This window comes from Enterobacter chengduensis, from assembly GCF_001984825.2.
Lineage (GTDB): Bacteria > Pseudomonadota > Gammaproteobacteria > Enterobacterales > Enterobacteriaceae > Enterobacter > Enterobacter chengduensis.
Map to the genome: position 1 here is coordinate 1,622,079 of NZ_CP043318.1, position 18,123 is coordinate 1,640,201.

17 protein-coding genes are annotated in these 18,123 nt (G+C 56.0%); 3 read left to right on the forward strand and 14 right to left on the reverse strand.

Features of this window, described 5'->3' with window-relative positions:
* Positions 1 to 94 precede the first annotated feature (94 nt).
* The gene (gene dinG, locus FY206_RS08030) at positions 95 to 2,272 is read left to right on the forward strand and encodes an ATP-dependent DNA helicase DinG (protein WP_032639031.1); all 2,178 of its coding nucleotides are present in this window, start codon (positions 95 to 97) and stop codon (positions 2,270 to 2,272) included.
* On the opposite strand, the gene FY206_RS08035 is transcribed toward dinG, so the two are convergent.
* The 5 genes from FY206_RS08035 to FY206_RS08055 form a co-directional block, all read right to left on the reverse strand.
* Positions 2,259 to 2,771: a fimbrial protein gene (locus FY206_RS08035; protein WP_032642503.1), complete on the reverse strand. Its 513-nt coding sequence runs from the start codon at positions 2,769 to 2,771 to the stop codon at positions 2,259 to 2,261. The genes dinG and FY206_RS08035 overlap by 14 nt on opposite strands.
* Positions 2,772 to 2,776: 5 nt before the next feature.
* The gene (locus FY206_RS08040) at positions 2,777 to 3,766 is read right to left on the reverse strand and encodes a fimbrial protein (RefSeq protein WP_032639033.1); all 990 of its coding nucleotides are present in this window, start codon (positions 3,764 to 3,766) and stop codon (positions 2,777 to 2,779) included.
* A gap of 20 nt (positions 3,767 to 3,786) precedes the next feature.
* The gene (locus tag FY206_RS08045) at positions 3,787 to 6,297 is read right to left on the reverse strand and encodes a fimbria/pilus outer membrane usher protein (protein ID WP_077064071.1); all 2,511 of its coding nucleotides are present in this window, start codon (positions 6,295 to 6,297) and stop codon (positions 3,787 to 3,789) included.
* A gap of 74 nt (positions 6,298 to 6,371) precedes the next feature.
* The gene (locus FY206_RS08050; RefSeq protein ID WP_032639035.1) at positions 6,372 to 7,046 is read right to left on the reverse strand and encodes a fimbrial biogenesis chaperone; all 675 of its coding nucleotides are present in this window, start codon (positions 7,044 to 7,046) and stop codon (positions 6,372 to 6,374) included.
* Between the two features lie 66 nt (positions 7,047 to 7,112).
* Entirely contained in the window at positions 7,113 to 7,649 is a 537-nt protein-coding gene (locus tag FY206_RS08055) for a fimbrial protein (protein WP_032639038.1), read from the reverse strand.
* A 254-nt stretch (positions 7,650 to 7,903) separates the two neighbouring features.
* Here FY206_RS08055 and ybiB point away from each other — a divergent pair, with 254 nt between their 5' ends.
* Positions 7,904 to 8,866 (forward strand): DNA-binding protein YbiB, encoded by a 963-nt coding sequence (gene ybiB / locus FY206_RS08060; protein ID WP_032639040.1) that lies wholly within the window; start codon positions 7,904 to 7,906, stop codon positions 8,864 to 8,866.
* A gap of 119 nt (positions 8,867 to 8,985) precedes the next feature.
* Here the strand turns inward: ybiB and ybiJ are convergent, their stop codons facing one another.
* The 3 genes from ybiJ to mcbA all read right to left on the reverse strand — a co-directional run bounded on the left by ybiJ (position 8,986) and on the right by mcbA (position 10,188).
* Entirely contained in the window at positions 8,986 to 9,246 is a 261-nt protein-coding gene (ybiJ, locus tag FY206_RS08065) for a DUF1471 family protein YbiJ (protein ID WP_032639042.1), read from the reverse strand.
* Between the two features lie 285 nt (positions 9,247 to 9,531).
* Complete coding sequence (locus FY206_RS08070) at positions 9,532 to 9,798, reverse strand: DksA/TraR family C4-type zinc finger protein (RefSeq protein WP_032639044.1); 267 nt, start codon at positions 9,796 to 9,798, stop codon at positions 9,532 to 9,534.
* A 123-nt stretch (positions 9,799 to 9,921) separates the two neighbouring features.
* On the reverse strand, positions 9,922 to 10,188 hold the full coding sequence (gene mcbA, locus FY206_RS08075; RefSeq protein WP_032639046.1) for a DUF1471 family periplasmic protein McbA: 267 nt from the start codon (positions 10,186 to 10,188) through the stop codon (positions 9,922 to 9,924).
* A gap of 243 nt (positions 10,189 to 10,431) precedes the next feature.
* Between mcbA and rlmF the strand changes: the two genes are divergently transcribed.
* The gene (gene rlmF / locus FY206_RS08085; RefSeq protein WP_032639050.1) at positions 10,432 to 11,343 is read left to right on the forward strand and encodes a 23S rRNA (adenine(1618)-N(6))-methyltransferase RlmF; all 912 of its coding nucleotides are present in this window, start codon (positions 10,432 to 10,434) and stop codon (positions 11,341 to 11,343) included.
* Between the two features lie 49 nt (positions 11,344 to 11,392).
* Here the strand turns inward: rlmF and ybiO are convergent, their stop codons facing one another.
* The 6 genes from ybiO to rhtA all read right to left on the reverse strand — a co-directional run bounded on the left by ybiO (position 11,393) and on the right by rhtA (position 17,999).
* Entirely contained in the window at positions 11,393 to 13,606 is a 2,214-nt protein-coding gene (gene ybiO / locus FY206_RS08090) for a mechanosensitive channel protein (RefSeq protein WP_032639052.1), read from the reverse strand.
* A gap of 124 nt (positions 13,607 to 13,730) precedes the next feature.
* Complete coding sequence (gene glnQ / locus FY206_RS08095; RefSeq protein ID WP_032639054.1) at positions 13,731 to 14,453, reverse strand: glutamine ABC transporter ATP-binding protein GlnQ; 723 nt, start codon at positions 14,451 to 14,453, stop codon at positions 13,731 to 13,733.
* Positions 14,450 to 15,109: a glutamine ABC transporter permease GlnP gene (gene glnP / locus FY206_RS08100; protein ID WP_003858462.1), complete on the reverse strand. Its 660-nt coding sequence runs from the start codon at positions 15,107 to 15,109 to the stop codon at positions 14,450 to 14,452. Before glnP ends, glnQ begins: the two co-directional genes overlap by 4 nt.
* A gap of 93 nt (positions 15,110 to 15,202) precedes the next feature.
* Complete coding sequence (gene glnH, locus FY206_RS08105; RefSeq protein WP_032639056.1) at positions 15,203 to 15,946, reverse strand: glutamine ABC transporter substrate-binding protein GlnH; 744 nt, start codon at positions 15,944 to 15,946, stop codon at positions 15,203 to 15,205.
* A 362-nt stretch (positions 15,947 to 16,308) separates the two neighbouring features.
* Positions 16,309 to 16,812 (reverse strand): DNA starvation/stationary phase protection protein Dps, encoded by a 504-nt coding sequence (gene dps, locus FY206_RS08115; protein ID WP_010428924.1) that lies wholly within the window; start codon positions 16,810 to 16,812, stop codon positions 16,309 to 16,311.
* A 299-nt stretch (positions 16,813 to 17,111) separates the two neighbouring features.
* Positions 17,112 to 17,999, reverse strand: a complete 888-nt coding sequence (gene rhtA / locus FY206_RS08120; RefSeq protein ID WP_077064070.1) for a threonine/homoserine exporter RhtA — start codon at positions 17,997 to 17,999, stop codon at positions 17,112 to 17,114.
* Between the last annotated feature and the right edge of the window lie 124 nt (positions 18,000 to 18,123).

The following is an 18,123-nucleotide window of genomic DNA, read 5'->3' on the forward strand; positions in this document are numbered from 1 at the left end:
GGAAGCCCGGTCGTAAAGCCGGGCTTTTCTTTTTGCGGCAGCGAACAGAAAGTGCCACAATAGTGGCTGTTTATACAGTATTTCAGGTTTTCCGATGGCTTTAACCGCTGCGCTCAAGGCGCAAATTGGCGCATGGTATAAGGCGCTACAACAGCAGATCCCCGACTTTATCCCCCGAGCGCCCCAGCGGCAGATGATTGCCGACGTGGCAAAAACGCTCGCCGGGGACGACGGGCGACATCTGGCGATTGAAGCCCCAACCGGCGTCGGGAAAACCTTGTCGTATCTTATTCCCGGCATCGCCATTGCGCGGGAAGAGGACAAAACGCTGGTGGTCAGCACCGCCAACGTGGCGCTGCAGGATCAGATCTTCAGCAAAGATTTACCGCTGCTGCGCAAAATCATCCCCGATCTGCGGTTTACGGCTGCCTTCGGGCGCGGGCGCTACGTCTGTCCGCGCAACCTGGCGGCGCTTGCCAGCAGCGAGCCGAATCAGCAGGATCTGCTCGCGTTTCTGGACGACGAGCTGACGCCGAACAATAAGGCCGAGCAGGAGCAGTGTGCAAAACTCAAAGCCGAACTTGACGGCTATAAGTGGGACGGCCTGCGGGATCACACCAGTCTGGCGATTAACGACGATCTGTGGCGCAGGCTCAGCACCGACAAAGCCAGCTGCCTGAACCGCAACTGCCACTACTACCGCGAGTGCCCGTTCTTTGTCGCCCGGCGTGAGATTCAGGAGGCGGAAGTGGTGGTCGCTAACCACGCGCTGGTGATGGCCGCGCTCGAGAGCGAAGCGGTGCTGCCGGAGCCCAAAAACCTGCTGCTGGTGCTTGATGAAGGCCACCATCTGCCGGACGTGGCGCGCGACGCGCTGGAGATGAGCGCCGAGATTACCGCGCCCTGGTTCCGCCTGCAGCTCGATCTCTTCTGCAAGCTTGTCGCCACCTGCATGGAGCAGTTTCGCCCGAAAACCACGCCGCCGCTGGCGGTGCCCGAGCGGCTGAGCGACCACTGTGAAGAGGTTTACGGCCTGATCGCCTCGCTCAACAACATTCTGAATCTTTATCTTCCGGCAGCCCAGGAAGCAGAACACCGCTTTGCGATGGGCGAACTGCCGGAAGAGGTGATGGAGATCTGCCAGCAGCTGGCGAAGCACCTCGAAAAGCTGCGCGGGCTGGCGGAGATGTTTTTAAACGATCTCAGCGAGAAAACCGGCTCGCATGACGTGGTGCGCCTGCACCGCATTCTGCTGCAGATGAACCGCGCGCTTGGCATGTTTGAGGCGCAAAGCAAGCTCTGGCGGCTGGCCTCGATGGCGCAGGCGTCCGGCGCGCCGGTCACCAAGTGGGCCACCCGCGAGGTGCGCGACGGACAGGTGCATCTGTTTTTCCACTGCGTGGGCATCCGCGTGGCCGATCAGCTGGAGAAGCTGATCTGGCGCAGCGTGCCGCACGTGGTGGTGACCTCCGCCACGCTGCGCTCGCTGAACAGCTTTTCCCGCTTGCAGGAGATGAGCGGGCTCAAAGAGAAGGCGGGCGACCGCTTCGTGGCGCTGGACTCGCCGTTCAACCACTGTGAGCAGGGCAAGCTGGTGATCCCGCGCATGACCTACGAGCCGCTGATCGACAACGAAGAGCAGCACATTGCGGAGATGGCGGCCTACTTCCGCGAACAGGTCGAGAATAAAAAGTACCCCGGCATGCTGGTGCTGTTTGCCAGCGGGCGGGCGATGCAGCGCTTCCTGGAGCACGTCACCGATCTGCGTTTACTCCTGCTGGTGCAGGGGGATCAGCCGCGCTATCGGCTGGTGGAAACCCACCGTAAGCGCATCGATAGCGGCGAGCGCAGCGTGCTGGTGGGGCTGCAGTCATTTGCGGAAGGTCTGGATTTGAAGGGCGATTACCTGACGCAGGTGCATATCCATAAGATTGCCTTCCCGCCCATCGACAGCCCGGTGGTGATCACCGAAGGGGAGTGGCTGAAAAGCCTCAACCGCTATCCGTTTGAGGTGCAGAGTTTGCCTGCGGCGTCGTTTAACCTGATTCAGCAGGTGGGGCGTTTGATTCGAAGCCACGGCTGCTGGGGAGAGGTGGTGATTTACGACAAACGCCTGCTGACCAAAAATTACGGCCAGCGGCTCCTGAACGCGCTGCCGGTCTTCCCGATTGAACAGCCGGAGGTGCCGGAGGTAAAAAAACGCCCGGCAAAACTGGCCGCCGGGCGTCGAAAAAGCATCCGTGCTAAGGGGCGCGGTCCTACTGGTAAGTGAAGGTCACCTGAACGACGCTGCTGAAGGTGCCCGCGGTCACCGGCATAGAGGTGGCGTAATAGCGGGCGGCCAGCGGGAAGGTGGCCGAATGGTTGGTTTGGTCGATCACCGCGTTAAAGCTCGCCTGCGGCGCGATGAGGATATGGTCCTGACTGTCCGCCAGCTCCAGCGCCAGACCCTTCGCGCTGCCCGTGCTGGCAAACTTGGTCGGGTGCGCGCCGTCCGGCTGGCCGTAAAAGAAGGCGGTTGCCAGGGCGAGGGATCGTGGACAGTGCGTCACGTTCAGGCTGAAGGTTTTCCAGGCGCCGGTATCCCCCACGTCGCGAAAATCGCTGGAGGCCGCCTGGCCCAAATCAACGGTTAAATTCTTGCTGGCGCTGTCCACGACGCAGGTATTGGCGAAAATGTTACCCGTCATTTGCAGCTGAATATCGTCAGCCTGGGCCTGAGTCATCAGGGTGGCGGCCAGCGCGGCCAGCATCAGGATACGTTTTTTCATCATCATCACTTATAGGCCAGCGTAATGGTGGCGACGGCGTTTGCCGGGCCAGGAGTGACTTCATCAGCCACCTGCAGGTAGTTCAGCCTGACCGGGATATCCAGCGTCTGGTTGGCGTAGGCCATGCTTTCGGTTGGGGTGTAGGTATCGAACGTGGCCAGCTCGTTGTCGATCACCATGCGAACGCCGACCCCCGTTGCCACGCCGTCCTCCGGCGTGAGCTTAATCACCCCTTCGTAGCCGGGCACGTAGCCGTTACTGCTGGTCACCTTAAACTCAGGCTGAACGTTGGCGTTACAGTTCACCGTGATGTTGAATTTCTTATCGGGCATTGAAAGTGTACCGACCGCGATGAAATCACTCACCGGAAAATCGCCTATGTTGACGTTCAGGGTTCTTGGCAGCACGGAGCAGGTGACGTTTTCGAGGTTTACGTTGCCCGAGTAAGAAATGGTATTGGGGTCGCTAATCCCTTCATGTTGATAAACGCCGACACCAAATTTTGACGCAGCCTGGGAAAGCGAGCCTGATTTAACCGTATCACTGGTTTTCACCAGCTCAAGGGTGGCGTCAAAACTAAACGACTCAGCGACATCATCGGAGACATATCCCAGCGGTGTGGCGGTTGAGTTACAGTAAACCCCTCCTGCGCCGGTAATTCGCTGACCTTTATCATTCATCAATGCAACACCGACGCCTTCAATGCCCGATTCATAAACCCCTGAAAGACCGGGTATTTCGGTACCTGAACCGTAATAGCATGCAACGATAGGCAAGCCGTAGTCAGCAGGGTTATAACAATTACCCGAAATGTGAACGGTCTGCTCGGTGCCGGGAATGGTGGCCCCAACAGGCAACGTGCTGGAGACAGAGATGGATGACACGTTAATCATTTTTGGCAAATCGGGCGAAGTACACGTTGCCTTCGCATGCGGCATAAACAGCGATGCGGTCGCCAGGACGAGTAGGAAAAAGCATTGTTTTACAAGCTGCATATAAGCACCTGCCGGGTTGATTACTGACACTGCGCGGCAGCGTGAGTAATGTCTGTGTTGTCTTTTTCATCCGTGAGCGCGTATTCCGCAACGCAGCGGTCGCTGGCGTCCTGTCCCCATGAGACAGAGAGCTTGCCGCGATCGGGCATTCCGGAAAGATAGGTTTGGCCGTCGTTGCCGACGATATATTCGCTGTCCTTATCCTCGGTGGTGACCGTTGCGCCAAAGGGCAGCGGCTTACCGTTGTGCGTCAGGGTCATCAGCACGCGACGCCCCACGCGGGTATTGAAGCTTGCCCGCACCACCGCGCCGCGGGTTGGGGTGACGATCTGCGAGGCGTGCGTCACGTCAGCCTCGGCAGGAAGCGTTTCGGTATCCAGCGAAATCGTGTTGTGGCGATAGGCGGTGACGAACGGCACCACGGTGTAGCCACGGAAGTCGGTTTCTACCCCTGTCTGGTTGGCGATGTGCGTGCCGTGGGTGCCGGGCGCTTTCACCAGCGCGATGGTCTCACCCAGCGGCTGGCTCAGCGTGAGGCCGTTAGCGTGGGCGATCATGCCCCCCTGCAGGCCGACGTTGGTGGTCCGCTGGTATTTATCCTGGCTGAAGCCGCCACTCACCTCGCCGTAGGTGGCTTTGTAATCCGCGTTCAGACTGGTAGAGGTACCGTTCTCTGACGAGTCGTAGCCTTCCTGCACGTTCCAGTTAAGGTTGTTCTCCGCCAGCGCCGTCCCGTTCAGGCCCAGCGTGTGGGTCGCGCCGTCTTTACTGTCATTCATGTTGTAGGTGGCCCAAGTATTGCTCATCCAGCGATCCAGCGGAACCGAGACGCTCAGCGCGAACTGGTTATCGTTGCTGACCGATTCGCCTTCGTCATCGCTGCTGTTGGTGTTTTTGTTCAGGCTATAGCTCATGCTGTAGGTGATCCCTTTCCAGCTGTTGTTATAGCTAACGCTCATCGAGGTCATGTCCTGGCCCTGGTTCCAGTAGGTCTCTTTGACCAGGCTCAGCGTAAACGAACCCCAGCCGTCGCCGAGCGTCTGATCCACGGTGGCCTCGGTGCGCGCCCGGCGCTGCTGCGGTGCTGACCAGTCATCGGCGCGGGTGTAGGATTCCATGGTGTCTTCAAGGGTATAAAACCCTTTACTGTTGTAGCGATAGCCCGCCAGTGAGAAGTTCGTGCCCGTTCCGGCAAAGTCTTTGCTGTAGCGCAAACGCCAGGACTGCCCCTTGCTGGCCTGCTGTTTTTTGAGCAGCGCTTTGGCGCGCGTTACGTCGATGGAGAACGCGCCCAGATCGCCAAAGTTTTTACCGGTGCCCAGCGCCTGCGACTGATAGTGGCTGCTCTGCTGCAGGCCACCGTAGGCGGTGAAGCCGTACGGCAGGCCATAAATAGCGCTCCCCTGGGCGAAGGGGGTCTGCTCCACGTCTTTGTCGTAGGAGCGGTAGCGCCCGGCAGTGACGCTGTACTTCAGGTGCTTTTCGCGCTGCAGTACCGGAACGGAGGCGTAGGGCACCACAAAGTGGCGTTCGCTGCCGTCCGTCTCTTTCACGGTGACCTGGAGATCGCCGCTGCTGCCGGTGGGGTACAAATCGTTGATTTCAAACGCACCCGGCGCAACGGTATTTTGATAAATGACGTAGCCATTCTGACGCACCACCACCAGCGCGTTGCTGTGGGCAGTACCGCGGATGATTGGGGCGTAGCCTTTTTCGCTGTCGGGCAGCATATCGCTGTCGGAATTGAGCTGCGCGCCGGTGTACGGGACGCTGTCAAACACGTCTGCCGGAGAGCTGCTTTGGCCCACGGTCAGATCGCTTTTTAACGCCACGATGTCGCGCTGGGCGTACGTATAGACGGAGTTAAAGGACTGCTCTTCGTCATGACCGCTGGTGCTGCGGTTCCAGGTCGAGTAGTTGCGCAGGCGCCACGCGCCGATGTTCAGGCCCGGACGCAGGTTGACGTACTGGCTGCTGTTGTCCTGCATGCCCTGCTGACGCGCATGGCTCTGGCTGGCGCTGGCGCTGTAGTTCAGGATGCCGGCGGTGATCCCCTCGTCGAATTCCGTTGGGTCAATATAGCCACGGGGGACCTGACCGAGGGCGGACTGCGGAATGCTCAGCAAAAGCTGCTGGTTGCTGACGCGAAACGTCGCCGACGCCGCCGGTATGGCCTGCAAATCCGCGCATTTGCCCTTCGCGGCAAGCTGAGGGTAGTCGTCGGTTTTAATGCCCAGGCTTTTTAAATCGGCCAGGGTGAAGCAGGGCTGCAGGGAATTATCCCCGTTAGCCCGCTTTTGCAATGTAAAGGTCACGTCGCGGGTATCGATTTTATTATTATTGATAAAGATCGTGACCTGATATTTACCCGGTGCCTGTCCCGGGCCTTTTTCATAAATAGAGAGATCGGTTTTTCCCTGCTGCGGATTATCGACATCCAACAGCGCCGGATTAAAATAGTCATCCGCCCGCGTTTGCTGCGAAAAACCCACGGCCGCTAACCCGCATAATAGGGTCAGCAGCGTAAGCATCCGATAAACGGAAGGCAATTGCCTTCTTGGGGTTGAAGAATACGTAATCATAAGATCCGCTGTTGGATAATGTATTAACGCAGGGAAGCAGAGAGCGTTTTGCTGATGCTGCCGAAGTCAGTAATAATTGACCACGACACGGTTGAGCCGCCGGTATTGGCAGGCAGCGCAAAATGAGTTTCGGTTTTAGGCATGGCCCAGGTGGCTTTATCGATCTTATGCCCGTTAAGGGTGACCGTCTGGAAGTTCATATAAAACGGCGTGGGGTTGTTAACCACCAGGTCATTGCCTTCCCGATGCCACTCAAGCTTATCCGCCACGTCTTCGGGTCTACCCTTGATCGAGGCCGGACGGTACATCAGCTTAATGCGTGTGTTAATCGCGATTTGCAGGGTATTCTCACCCGCGACCGGTTTTGAAGACGGGATGGCCTTAATATTGAGCCAGAACAGCGACTCGCGATCTTCAGGCATATTTCCGCCGGTACGTACGACGCGCAGAACGTTTTCCTGCTTCGCGTCAAGACGAAACAGCGGTGGCGTAATCAGAAACGGTGCTTTAGCCAGGTTTTTACCGCCAGAATCCGCCCAGGATTGCACCAGATAATCCGTTGCATCTGGGTTTGAAATACCGATAGAGGATTCCTTTTTGCCTCCCCGGTAGATCAGCCGCGTGCCGTTAATAATCACGCCCGCGTGTGCCGTTGCAGCTACCAGTAACAGTGTGCTGAGTAAATAACCGTGACGCATAGTTTTTCTCAAATAAGGCAGGACTATTTCTTTTTTGCAAAATGAAATAGTCCCGGGTGAACAATATCAGTTATAAATAACCGTGAATGTTGAAACAGAGTTTGCCGGGCCAGCCGTGACGGCAGATCCGGTCTGAATATAACGCGCTGCGAACTGCAGATCGTTTACTGCCGTACCGGACGCCAGGGGATACTCTTTTGACGGGGTATATAAACTCACGGGCTGTTCAGAAGAATCGATCAGCTGAATAGCCACGCCGGTTGCGGCATCGGCGTCCGGCGTTAACGCCAGGGTGCTGTTGTTATTGGCATCCGGGGTGCCGCCAAAGTTAATCGCTGCCGTTGTAACGGTCTCCGGGCAGTTTTTTAACTCAATATCAAACTTCGTGGCGGTGCTGGTGGAGCCGGCACCGGTAAAGACCGTCTTCGAGACTTTACCTAACGTCACGTTCAACGGGTTACTTAAACCATTTACAACCTGACAGGCGGAATCAATGATTTCGCCCGTAAAGTTGATCTGTCCTTCACCGTCTGTGGCTGCAAACGCGGATGCCGAGCAGCCAACCACCGACGCGATAAAAAGACCTAACGCAATCTTGTTCATAATAGTTCCTGGTGTGTGGGTAAAAACGTGCCTAAGGTTTTTTGCCCGTTGTCCTCAATAATTTCCGCTCGTTATTTAATCAAAGAATGGATGGATAAGAATCTTCTATAGGCATCACAAATAATTGAATCAGTGCTTGCATAATTTTTTTCTTCGGAAAAACAGGCGGCTCTGGCGGTGGGGATAAAAAGCTATCGGGCAGGTCTTCATCGGGGATATAGTGTTAACAAGATGACGTTTTCAGGAGAGATACCGTGGATTATCGTAAAATTATCAAAGAGGTAGGGCGTGGAAAAAACCATGCCCGCGACCTGGATCATGAGACGGCGCGTGCGCTCTACACCCGCATGCTCAACGGTGAGGTTCCCGATCTTGAACTCGGCGGCATACTTATCGCCCTGCGCATTAAGGGAGAAGGCGAGGCGGAGATGCGCGGCTTTTACGAGGCGATGCAGGCGCAAACGCTGCGCCTGACGCCGCCGGTCGCTAAGCCGATGCCGATCGTCATTCCCAGCTATAACGGCGCGCGCAAGCAGGCCAACCTGACGCCGCTGCTGGCTATTCTGTTACACAAGCTGGGTTTCCCGGTGGTGGTGCACGGAGTCAGCGAAGATCCGACCCGCGTGCTGACGGAAACGATTTTTGAGCTGCTGGGGATCGAACCGACGCTCCACGCCGGGCAGGCTCAGGCGAAGCTCGATAGCCATCAGCCGGTCTATATTCCCGTGAAGGCGCTCTGCCCGCCGCTGGAAAAGCAGCTCGCTCTGCGCTGGCGAATGGGCGTGCGCAACAGCGCGCACACGCTGGCGAAGCTGGCTACGCCGTTTGCCGAAAACGCCGCGCTGCGCCTGTCCAGCGTTTCGCATCCGGAATACGTGGGGCGCGTGGGGAAATTCTTTGAAGAGATTGGCGGCAACGCGCTGCTGATGCACGGCACGGAAGGGGAGGTCTACGCCAATCCGCAGCGCTGCCCGCAAATAATGCTGATCGACACGGCGGGCACGCGTACCGCGCTTGAACGAGGGGAAGAGAACAGCGGCGTTATTCTGCCGGAGGCGAAAGATCCCTACACCACCGCGAAGTGGATTGAACAGTGCCTTGCCGGAAACGTGCCGGTGCCGCTGGCCATCAAGCTGCAGATGGCCTGCTGCCTGCTGGCGACTGGGGAAGTAGACAAGGTTGAGGCTGGCATGGAACGGGTTGAGGCGGCATTTTAGGCAAAAAAAAAGCCCGTCCAGTGGCGGACGGGCAAGCAAGGGTAACAAACAACAGGGTCAATGAGGGTTGGAGCAGCTCACCAGAGGGTTTGGCGAGGGTACAGCATTCGTTCAGGCGATTATTTGTAGATAACCGCAGTACCGCTCAGCTTGTTGTTGGTGTTAGCGGAGGTGATGGTGTATCCGCTTGCACCGGCAGCAGCCGCTTTCTCAGCCAGTTTGGCTTCCAGGCCGTCCAGCGTGGTTGCGCCTTCTGCACTCACCACACCGATTTTATTCATGCCCTGCGCCTGGGTAGATGAAACAGGCTCTACAGCGAATGCGCCAAAAGACAGAGCGGACAGGGCAACAGCAGCAACAGCATATTTGATGGTTTTCATAATTAATCTCTCGCAGGTTATTCTGTTAAGGGGACGATGTTCCGTCGATGTGATAAGTATCACGTTTTTTTTGGAGAGATAAAATCGAAGAGAATTGACGTGGTCAATCAAGAAAATTGAATGACAAATAACTTATTGATTATTAATAAATTCAAATTACGGCTTTACACTTCTTGTTGATGCGCTTTACAGAAGAAAGATGAATGGCACATTTTGCCACGCGGTTCGCTAAAAAGCGTGAGCGTAAAGGTAAGCATTCGGGCGGTTAACTTAGGTAAAGGAAAGTCAGCGTAACTGGCTGTCTTTCGATCCTCTACGATTATATCCTGAATGTGAAGCGTTTTTCGAATCTTTATCCTGCTGACAGGCTATGCATAACCTTACGCCGGGGATGGCTTTTTGCCGCGCCTCCGGAATCGGCTCACCACACTCTTCGCATTCCGTTAAACTTTCGCCGCGCGGAATTTCTCCGCGAGCGCGCGCGACCGCATCTTCAATCGTACTGTTGATCTGTTCGTTAACCGCGTCGTCATTTGCCCAGCCGGAAGCCATCGCGTCCTCCTGATAGTGGTTTAGGCCATAGCGTTAATATGGGTTTAAAAAATGCACAATCAAGGTGAAAGGGGAGACAAACTGCATCTGGCAGGCAGATGCAGTAGGGTGAAAGGAAACAGGTTATTTATAGATAGTCGCTGTGCCGTACATATGGTTATCTCCACCTGCGGAGTTCACCACGAAGCCTTTAGCACCTTCCTGACGGGCTTTTTCGGCCAGCTTATCCTGGAGATCGTCAAGGTTGCTTGCGCGGCTTACCGAAACGGTGCCCGCCGGGCGCAGCTGGCTGGTATCCGTGCTTTGAGTCAGGGACTGAACGGCCATCGCGGAGAAAGAGGCGCTCGCCAGGGCACCGGCGAGAAGAGCAAGGGTCAGATACTTTTTCATAATCACATCCTCATGAGGAAACAACGGGTGATTCCCTTTAAGTTTAGAAGCCTGACGAATGTGACTTAGCGCAAATATTTGATGATGATCTGCTTATTTTTTGAACGATACAAATTGACAATTCGCTGACGGATCATAGACATAAAGGTAGTTGATTTATGGTGAATTTTTGAGCGACGCAGAGAAAGATTTACCGTGGGTCCAGCAAAGGGTATCTTACGCCGCTGTTTAAAGGAGAATGCCATGACTGCCCAAAAGCCGGGATTGCACCCGCGAAATCGCCACCGCAGCCGCTACGACATGAATGCGTTATGCCAGAGCTGCCCGCCGCTGCAGGAGTACATTGTTGAGACCCCGGCGGGTGAACCCTCGGTCAACTTTGCTGACCCGCAGGCGGTTAAAATGCTGAATAAAGCCCTGCTGGCACATTTTTACGGTGTGGCGCAGTGGGATATTCCGGAAGGCTTTCTTTGTCCACCCGTGCCGGGCCGCGCTGACTACGTTCATCACCTTGCCGACCTTCTTGCCGAAGGCAATGAGGGCGTCGTTCCGCAGCAGGCCACCATTCTGGATATTGGCACCGGGGCGAACCTGATCTACCCGCTCATCGGCGCGCATGAGTATCAGTGGCGCTTTACCGGAAGCGAAATCGTTGACGAGGCCTTTGCCAGCGCGCAGGCGATTATCAGCGCGAACCCGGGACTCAGCCGCGCCATTCGCCTGCGTCGTCAGAAGGACGCGGAGTCGATCTTCAACGGCATTATTCACAAAAACGAAAGCTATGACGCCACAATGTGCAACCCGCCGTTCCACGATTCGGCGGCAGCGGCCCGCGCGGGCAGCGAGCGCAAGCGCCGTAACCTGGGTCAGGCTGAAGACGCTGCCCTGAACTTCGGCGGCCAGCAGCAGGAGCTCTGGTGTGACGGGGGCGAAGTGGCGTTTATCCTGCGCATGATTGCGGAAAGCAAACAGTTTGGCCGTCAGGTGAAGTGGTTCACCACGCTGGTTTCCCGCGGGGATAACCTGCCGCCGCTCTACCGTGCGCTCACCGAAGCGGGTGCCGTTAAGGTGGTTAAAAAGGAGATGGCGCAGGGGCAGAAGCAGAGCCGCTTTATCGCCTGGACGTTTATGGACAATAACAAACGTCGCAAATAGCACTCCGGTTGAAGGCCGGGAAAGGCGAAGCCGCCACCCGGCAACCAGGCTACAGCGTCGGCTCCTGCGGCGGCAGCGGCGAAGCGGGCGGCTGCAACACCTGATACGTCTGTACCGGCATCCGCACGTTCGCCAGGTCAAAGTGTTTTTTCACCATGCTGTCGAGCGCAAAGCGCACCGTCCACTGCTTCAGCGGCTGGGTGGTGAACGACACGCGCAGGGTAAACGCCGTGTTCGTCAGCCCAACGATGCCGGCAAATGACGGCTCGCCAATCACCAGCCCGCGAATATCCTCCATCTGCATCAGCTCTTCTACCGCATCGCGCAGCGCCTCCTTCGCTTTATCGGCATCCTCATGACGATCCACATCGTAGTTCGCCACCACGGAACCGATGCCGCGCACAAAGTTGGCGAAGGTGGTGATCGAAGACCAGGGAATGATGTGGTACGCCCCGGTGTCCTGGCGCACGCCCACCGAACGAATCGACATCCGCTCAACGGTGCCGGTTAACGGCCCGATAGTCACCAGATCGCCCGTGTTCATCCCGTTCTCAAACTGGATAAAGATGCCGGTAATAATATCCTTCACCAGCGTTTGCGACCCGAAGGAGATCGCCAGCCCCAGGGCACCGGCACCCGCCAGCAGCGGGGCGATATTCACGCCGATTTCTGAGAGCACGATCATGATGGTGATGGTGCTGATAATCACCGCCAGCGCGTTGCGGAACAGGGTTAACAGCGTTCTTGCCCGCGCGCTGGGCAGAGGCCTGCCGTGAATATCCGACACCAGACGGTTCTCAATCAGGCTCGCCAGCAGCGTCCAGCCGACGGCAGAGAAGAACAGGATCAGGGCGATACGAATTAAAATATCGACGGTCTTTTCGCCCGCGCCGTTGTGCAGCCAGTTCCAGAAATCAAACAGGCGCCACGCATTCAGGAGCAGCATAATCGCCACGCAGACGGTGAGAATGCGCGCCACCTTGAGCGACACCGACATCCAGCCGTTAACCCGCTTTTGCAGCTCCGGGTAATTCCGCTGTACCTGCGGCGACAGGGTGATGGTTTTCGAGATCCAGCGCGACAGCAGGCCGGACACAAACGCCGCGATGCCGATAATCGCCAGGCTTTTGAACGTCGCCCCCATCATAAATTTCAGGCTATTTCCCGGGTCGAACAGCGAGAAGAAGCACAATACGATGAAGTAAGCGCTTGCCAGCCAGTGCCACACCAGGGCGAACGCGCGAATAAACAGGCTGAAGAACGACAGGGAGCGATCGGCCAGATGCAGCAGGCTCTCCGTGATGGTCTTTTTATTGTGAAAGATAAGGTACAGCGACCAGACGGTGATGCAGAGCATGATAATGACGTTTGCCAGCGCGCCAAACTGGACGTTCACCTGGTTGGAAATGATCGGCACCGCAACCAGCAGGCCGTAGCCAATCAGCCCGCTGAGCACGCTCAGGCGCAGCGCCCAGTACTTCGCGGTTTCATCCCGGATGGAGAAAGGACGCAGCGCCGGGACGCGCGGACAAAAGAGCAGCCGCAGCAGCGCCTTGAAGAACTCAATCAGGGCAAAGGCATTCAGGAAAAGCGATTGCTGAAAGGCGATGGTTTTGTTGCCCGCGTTCAGCCTGTCGGCCAGCAGCTGGCCTATGAACAGCGTCAGCGCCAGCAGCAGTAAATCGATGATAAACGCTGAGGCAATCATCAACGGCAGGTGCAGCCAGCTGCTTTTCTGCTGATTCTTTCTGCGTCCCCATTGCCCCATTTTGCGGTACAGCGGCCACGCGCACAGGCGCACCAGCCAGTAGAACAGGAATACTGCACCGGCCAGTATCAGGAACTGCGTGGCGGCGGCGGTGAACGTTTGAGGATTAAACGGCTTATGCGGGGAGCCAATCAGGTTGCGGTAGAGCTGAGCAAAGCGCGAGGAGAGCGCTTCCCCATAGTGGCGACTCACGTCGGTGACGTTTTCCAGCACCGTTTTTTGTTCTTCCACCTGCGGCGGGGTGAGAGTGGGCACTGACTCCTGCGGCGGCGTGGCGGCCACTTTCCGCAGCTGGCCAATCAGCTCCTGCCGGGAGGTGTCGTTCTCAAGAACGTCGGCGAGGGCGCTGTAGGCGGCTTTCTTCTGCTCAACGTCCGGTTCCGGTGGTGGCGTACATTGCTGGCTGGCGGTTGTTCCGGTGGTCACGCCGGGGATCGCGACGGCGAACGATGGCGCACTAAACAGGCTAATCAACAGCAACAGGATCCACGGCACGGCGTCCTCCGGTGAAAATGTCGAACAAAATGATAAGTATAGAGGTCGGGACGAGGTGGGGGATTTTTGGGAACAATCTGGCGTAAAAAAGCCGGGCATGCCCGGCTTACGCGTGAAGTATCGATCAGGAGACGTGCTGCAGGAACTCCTGCAAACGCTGGCTAGGCGGGTTGGCAATCAGCTCCTGCGGGTTACCGTCTTCCGCGATGCGGCCTTTATCAATGAAGATCAGGCGGGAGGCCACTTTTTCGGCAAAGCCGATTTCGTGCGTCACGATAACCATCGTCATCCCTTCTTCCGCCAGATCCTGCATGACCTTCAGCACCTCGTGGCGCAGCTCCGGGTCGAGTGCGGACGTTGGCTCATCAAACAGCATCATTTTCGGCTTAACCGCCAGGGCGCGGGCAATCGCCACGCGCTGCTGTTGGCCGCCGGACAGCTCGGAAGGGTAGTGGTGCGCGCGTTCAGCCAGGCCGACTTTCGCCAGCAGATCTTTGGCCAGCGCTTCCGCTGCCGCTTTGCTGGCACCGCGCACGCGCAGCGGGCCAAACATCACGTTTTCCAGCGCCGTGAGGTGCGGGAAGAGGTAGAACTGCTGGAACACCATGCCCGCTTCCTGACGAATCAGGCGGTCGTCCACTTTCGGGTCGTTCACCTTCAGGCCGTCGACGATCAGGTCGCCGCTGGTGATCTCTTCCAGCTTGTTGATGCAGCGCAGCAGGGTGGATTTACCGGAGCCGGATGGCCCGATAATGACCACCACTTCACCCTGCTGGATGTTCAGATCGATATTGTGCAGCACCTGGGTTGGGCCAAAGTGCTTGGAAACGTTTTTAAATTCAATCACAGGATTTTCATCCTTCTTTCAAGACGACGCAGAACGAAGCTCAGAACCAGAGTAATGATCAGATAGACAACGGCTACCGCACTCCAGATTTCCAGCGCGCGGAAGTTGCCGGCAATGATCTCCTGCCCCTGACGGGTCAGCTCGGCCACGCCGATAACAATGAACAGCGACGTATCTTTAATGCTGATGATCCACTGGTTGCCAAGCGGCGGCAGCATGCGACGCAGCGCCAGCGGCAGAATAACGTGGCGGATGGTTTCGCGACGTGAAAGGCCTAACGCCAGACCCGCTTCACTGAAACCTTTATGAATCGACAGCACCGCACCGCGGGTGATTTCCGCAATGTAGGCGCCCGAGTTGATCATAATGGTGACAACGGCGGCGCTGAACGGGTCAATGCGCAGATCGGTGAACGCCATAGGCAGGGCGAAGTAGATGAACATGACCTGCACGACGATGGGGGTGCCGCGGATCACTTCGATGAAAACCAGTGCGATGTGGTTTGCAATCCAGCCGCCGTAGGTGCGGGCGAAACCGGCGACAAGACCGATAATCAACCCGCCAACCAGACCCAGGACCGAAATCCAAAGGGTCATTTTAGCGCCTTCAAGCAAGAGTGGAATGGCAGGCCAGATGGCGCTCCAGTCAAACTGCATGATGTATTCCTGTATACCGTGGTGAAAAACGAAAAACGTAGGCCCGGTAAGCGGCAGCGCCACCGGGCGTTACAAACCTGAATTCAGGTGAAATTATTTAGGCTCGGTACCGAACCATTTTTTGTAGATTTCGTTGTAGGTGCCGTTCTCTTTCAGCGTTTTCAGCGCGCCGTTCACTTTGGTGCGCAGGTCGTCGCTGCCTTTCGGGAACGCGATGCCGTACTGCTGGGCTTCCAGAGACTCGCCAACCGCTTTGAACTTGCCGTTGCCAGCGGTTTTGATGAAGTACAGGATGTTAGGCGTGTCGTGCAGAACCGCGTCGGCACGGTTGGTACCCAGTTCCATATACGCGTTGTCGATATTCGGGAACTGACGCAGGTCTTTGGTTTTGATATTGGCTTTCGCGTAATCAACAGAACCGGTGCCGCTCTTAACTGCCACCACTTTGCCGTCGAGATCTTTCACGCTTTTTACGTCGTTATTATCGGCTTTGACCATCACCAGCAGGCCGCTTTTGTAGTAACCGTCGGAGAAGTCGATCGCTTTTTTACGCTCGTCGGTAATGGTGATGCCCGCCAGCGCCACATCAACGTTCTTGGTTTGCAGCGCCGGGATGATGCCGCTGAAGTCCATTGGCTTCAGGGTGTAATCCAGCTTGAGCTCTTTTGCGACTGCGGCCCACAGATCCACATCAAAACCAACGTATTTATCACCCTGTTTGAATTCAAACGGAACGAACGCCGTGTCGGTCGCCACAACCAGTTTGTCGGCAGCCTGAGAGGACACTGCAAAAGCCAGGGTAAGTGCAGCCAGTGAAACTTTTAATACAGACTTCATAGCATTTCCTTTTATATCCACGGGGCGATCCCCTGCGAGAACAGGTGGCACAATGAAAAAATCGTGCCAACTTTACAAGCTGTTGTTTTGCAAAGGGGATGATGTCACGCATTGCACAATAAACGGGGCAATGGGCTTTTATTGCACCAAAGTGGAGCACTGTTTTGGTGCGCTTCGTTTGGCTCAACTGACGGGGAGATATTTAGCGTAAATTCTGACGAAAAAACAATCTTCCGTTAACGGTTGTGTGAGGTGATTATTACAATTTCTTCACTTTTGCACGGTCTCAGGCAAAAAGTGTGCACCATAGATGTGCAAAACCCTCACCGGATAGCGAGGGTTTGATAGAAAATTCGTATGGATTACTCGATGTTAGATTCGATAAACCACAGGAACTGATCCAGGTCGCGGGACGCGGCGGTGAAAATATCGGCTGTATCTTCGTCTTTCGCTTCGCCAATCGCTTTGCGCACATCGTTTGCCACAATCGCGTAGCGGTCCGCCAGCTCTTTCAGGTGGTCCTGAACGGTATGGATATCCAGCGGATAACTCTTCAGTGGCGTTTTGCTGTTAATCACCTGCGTGGTGCCCAGCGCTACGCCGCCTAACTGAACGGCGCGTTCAGCCATCGTATCGAGGTGGGTAACCAGCGCCGTGCGGAAGCCATCCAGCATTTCATGAACGGCAATAAAGTTTGCACCGCGCATATTCCAGTGGGCCTGTTTGGTGATCAGCGAAAGATCGATGAACTGGATCACCTGGCGATTCAGCAACTCAATGGTCGCTTTTTTGTCGCTATCCGATACATCGTTACGGGTATAAAGCAGATTAGACGCTTTCGTTTTCACCAGTTTAGCGGTACTCATAATCTCATATCCTCTTGATGTTTATGTCCCAGGTAATTACGGGACTAAGTATAGCACCGGATTTTTTATCTGCGGTTTGGCTGTGCCTATCGGTTTAATAGCGAGAAGGATGTTGAGAATTTAATGCATTGATATTTATCGATAATTTTAAAGTTGATACAGATCAATCTTAATTTCAGGCTGGGGGAAGTCAATTCAGAGGGATATTTTGAAACGGGGCAAAGTATGTAAGAAATTATAACGACCGTCTTTCTGGCCTTTATTCTGCATGGCGTGGAGGCCATGCAGAATATATGGCCTTAGCGGATATCCACCTTCTCAACTTTAGGTTCCGGGCGCATGGTGAGCGTCGAGCCCATGGATGCCGCGATAATCGAGCAGAGCGCCAGCGTCTGGGTTAATGTCAGGGTTTCGCCAAGAAATACCATCCCGGAGATGGCGGCTAGCGCAGGCTCCATGCTCATCAGGGTGCCAAAGATGCGTGTCGGCAAACGCGTAAGGGCAATCATCTCCAGAGAATAGGGGAGTGCGGTAGAGAGGATCGCGACCGCCAGTCCGATGGGCATGACGGACCATTGCCAGATAGATTCGGTCGCCTGCGCCATGCCGATGGGCACAAATACGATAGCCGCAATCAGGGAACCCAACGCCACCGTTGCCGGACCGTGCTCTTCGCCTGCACGCTGGCCCGTGAGGATATAAACGGCCCAGCAGGCGCCTGCTCCCAGCGCCAGGGCTGCACCCGTCAGATCAATCTCAGCGACGCTCTGGCCCAGGGGAAGCAGGAACCATAACCCCAGAACGGCTAACACGACCCAGATAAAATCGACCGGACGTCGGGAGGCGAAAAGCGCCACCGCCAGCGGGCCGGTGAACTCCAGCGCGACGGCAATACCCAGCGGTATCGTCTGGATGGAGAGGTAAAACAGGTAGTTCATCGCCCCCAGGGAGAGTCCATAAAACAGCAGGGGTAAACGCTGCTCCTTTTTGAAGCGCAGACGCCAGGGTTTGAAAATAATCACCAGTATTGCCGTGCCCAGCGCGATACGCAGGGCGGTCACCCCGGGCGCGCCAACCAGCGGGATAAGCGATTTTGCAAGCGAAGCGCCGCTTTGGATGGACAACATGGCAATCAGTATGACTGCGACCGGCAACCAGACCGACGACGTGCGGGATAACCCAGGCATCCTTTCTCCTGTCAGCTTATGTCAAACGAGGTAAAGGTTGCAGTGTAAAGGAAATATGCGGTAACGGTTGAGGCGCTGTTGAAAAAAATCCGCGTGAAATCCGTAAAATGGTTAAGCGCTGGTG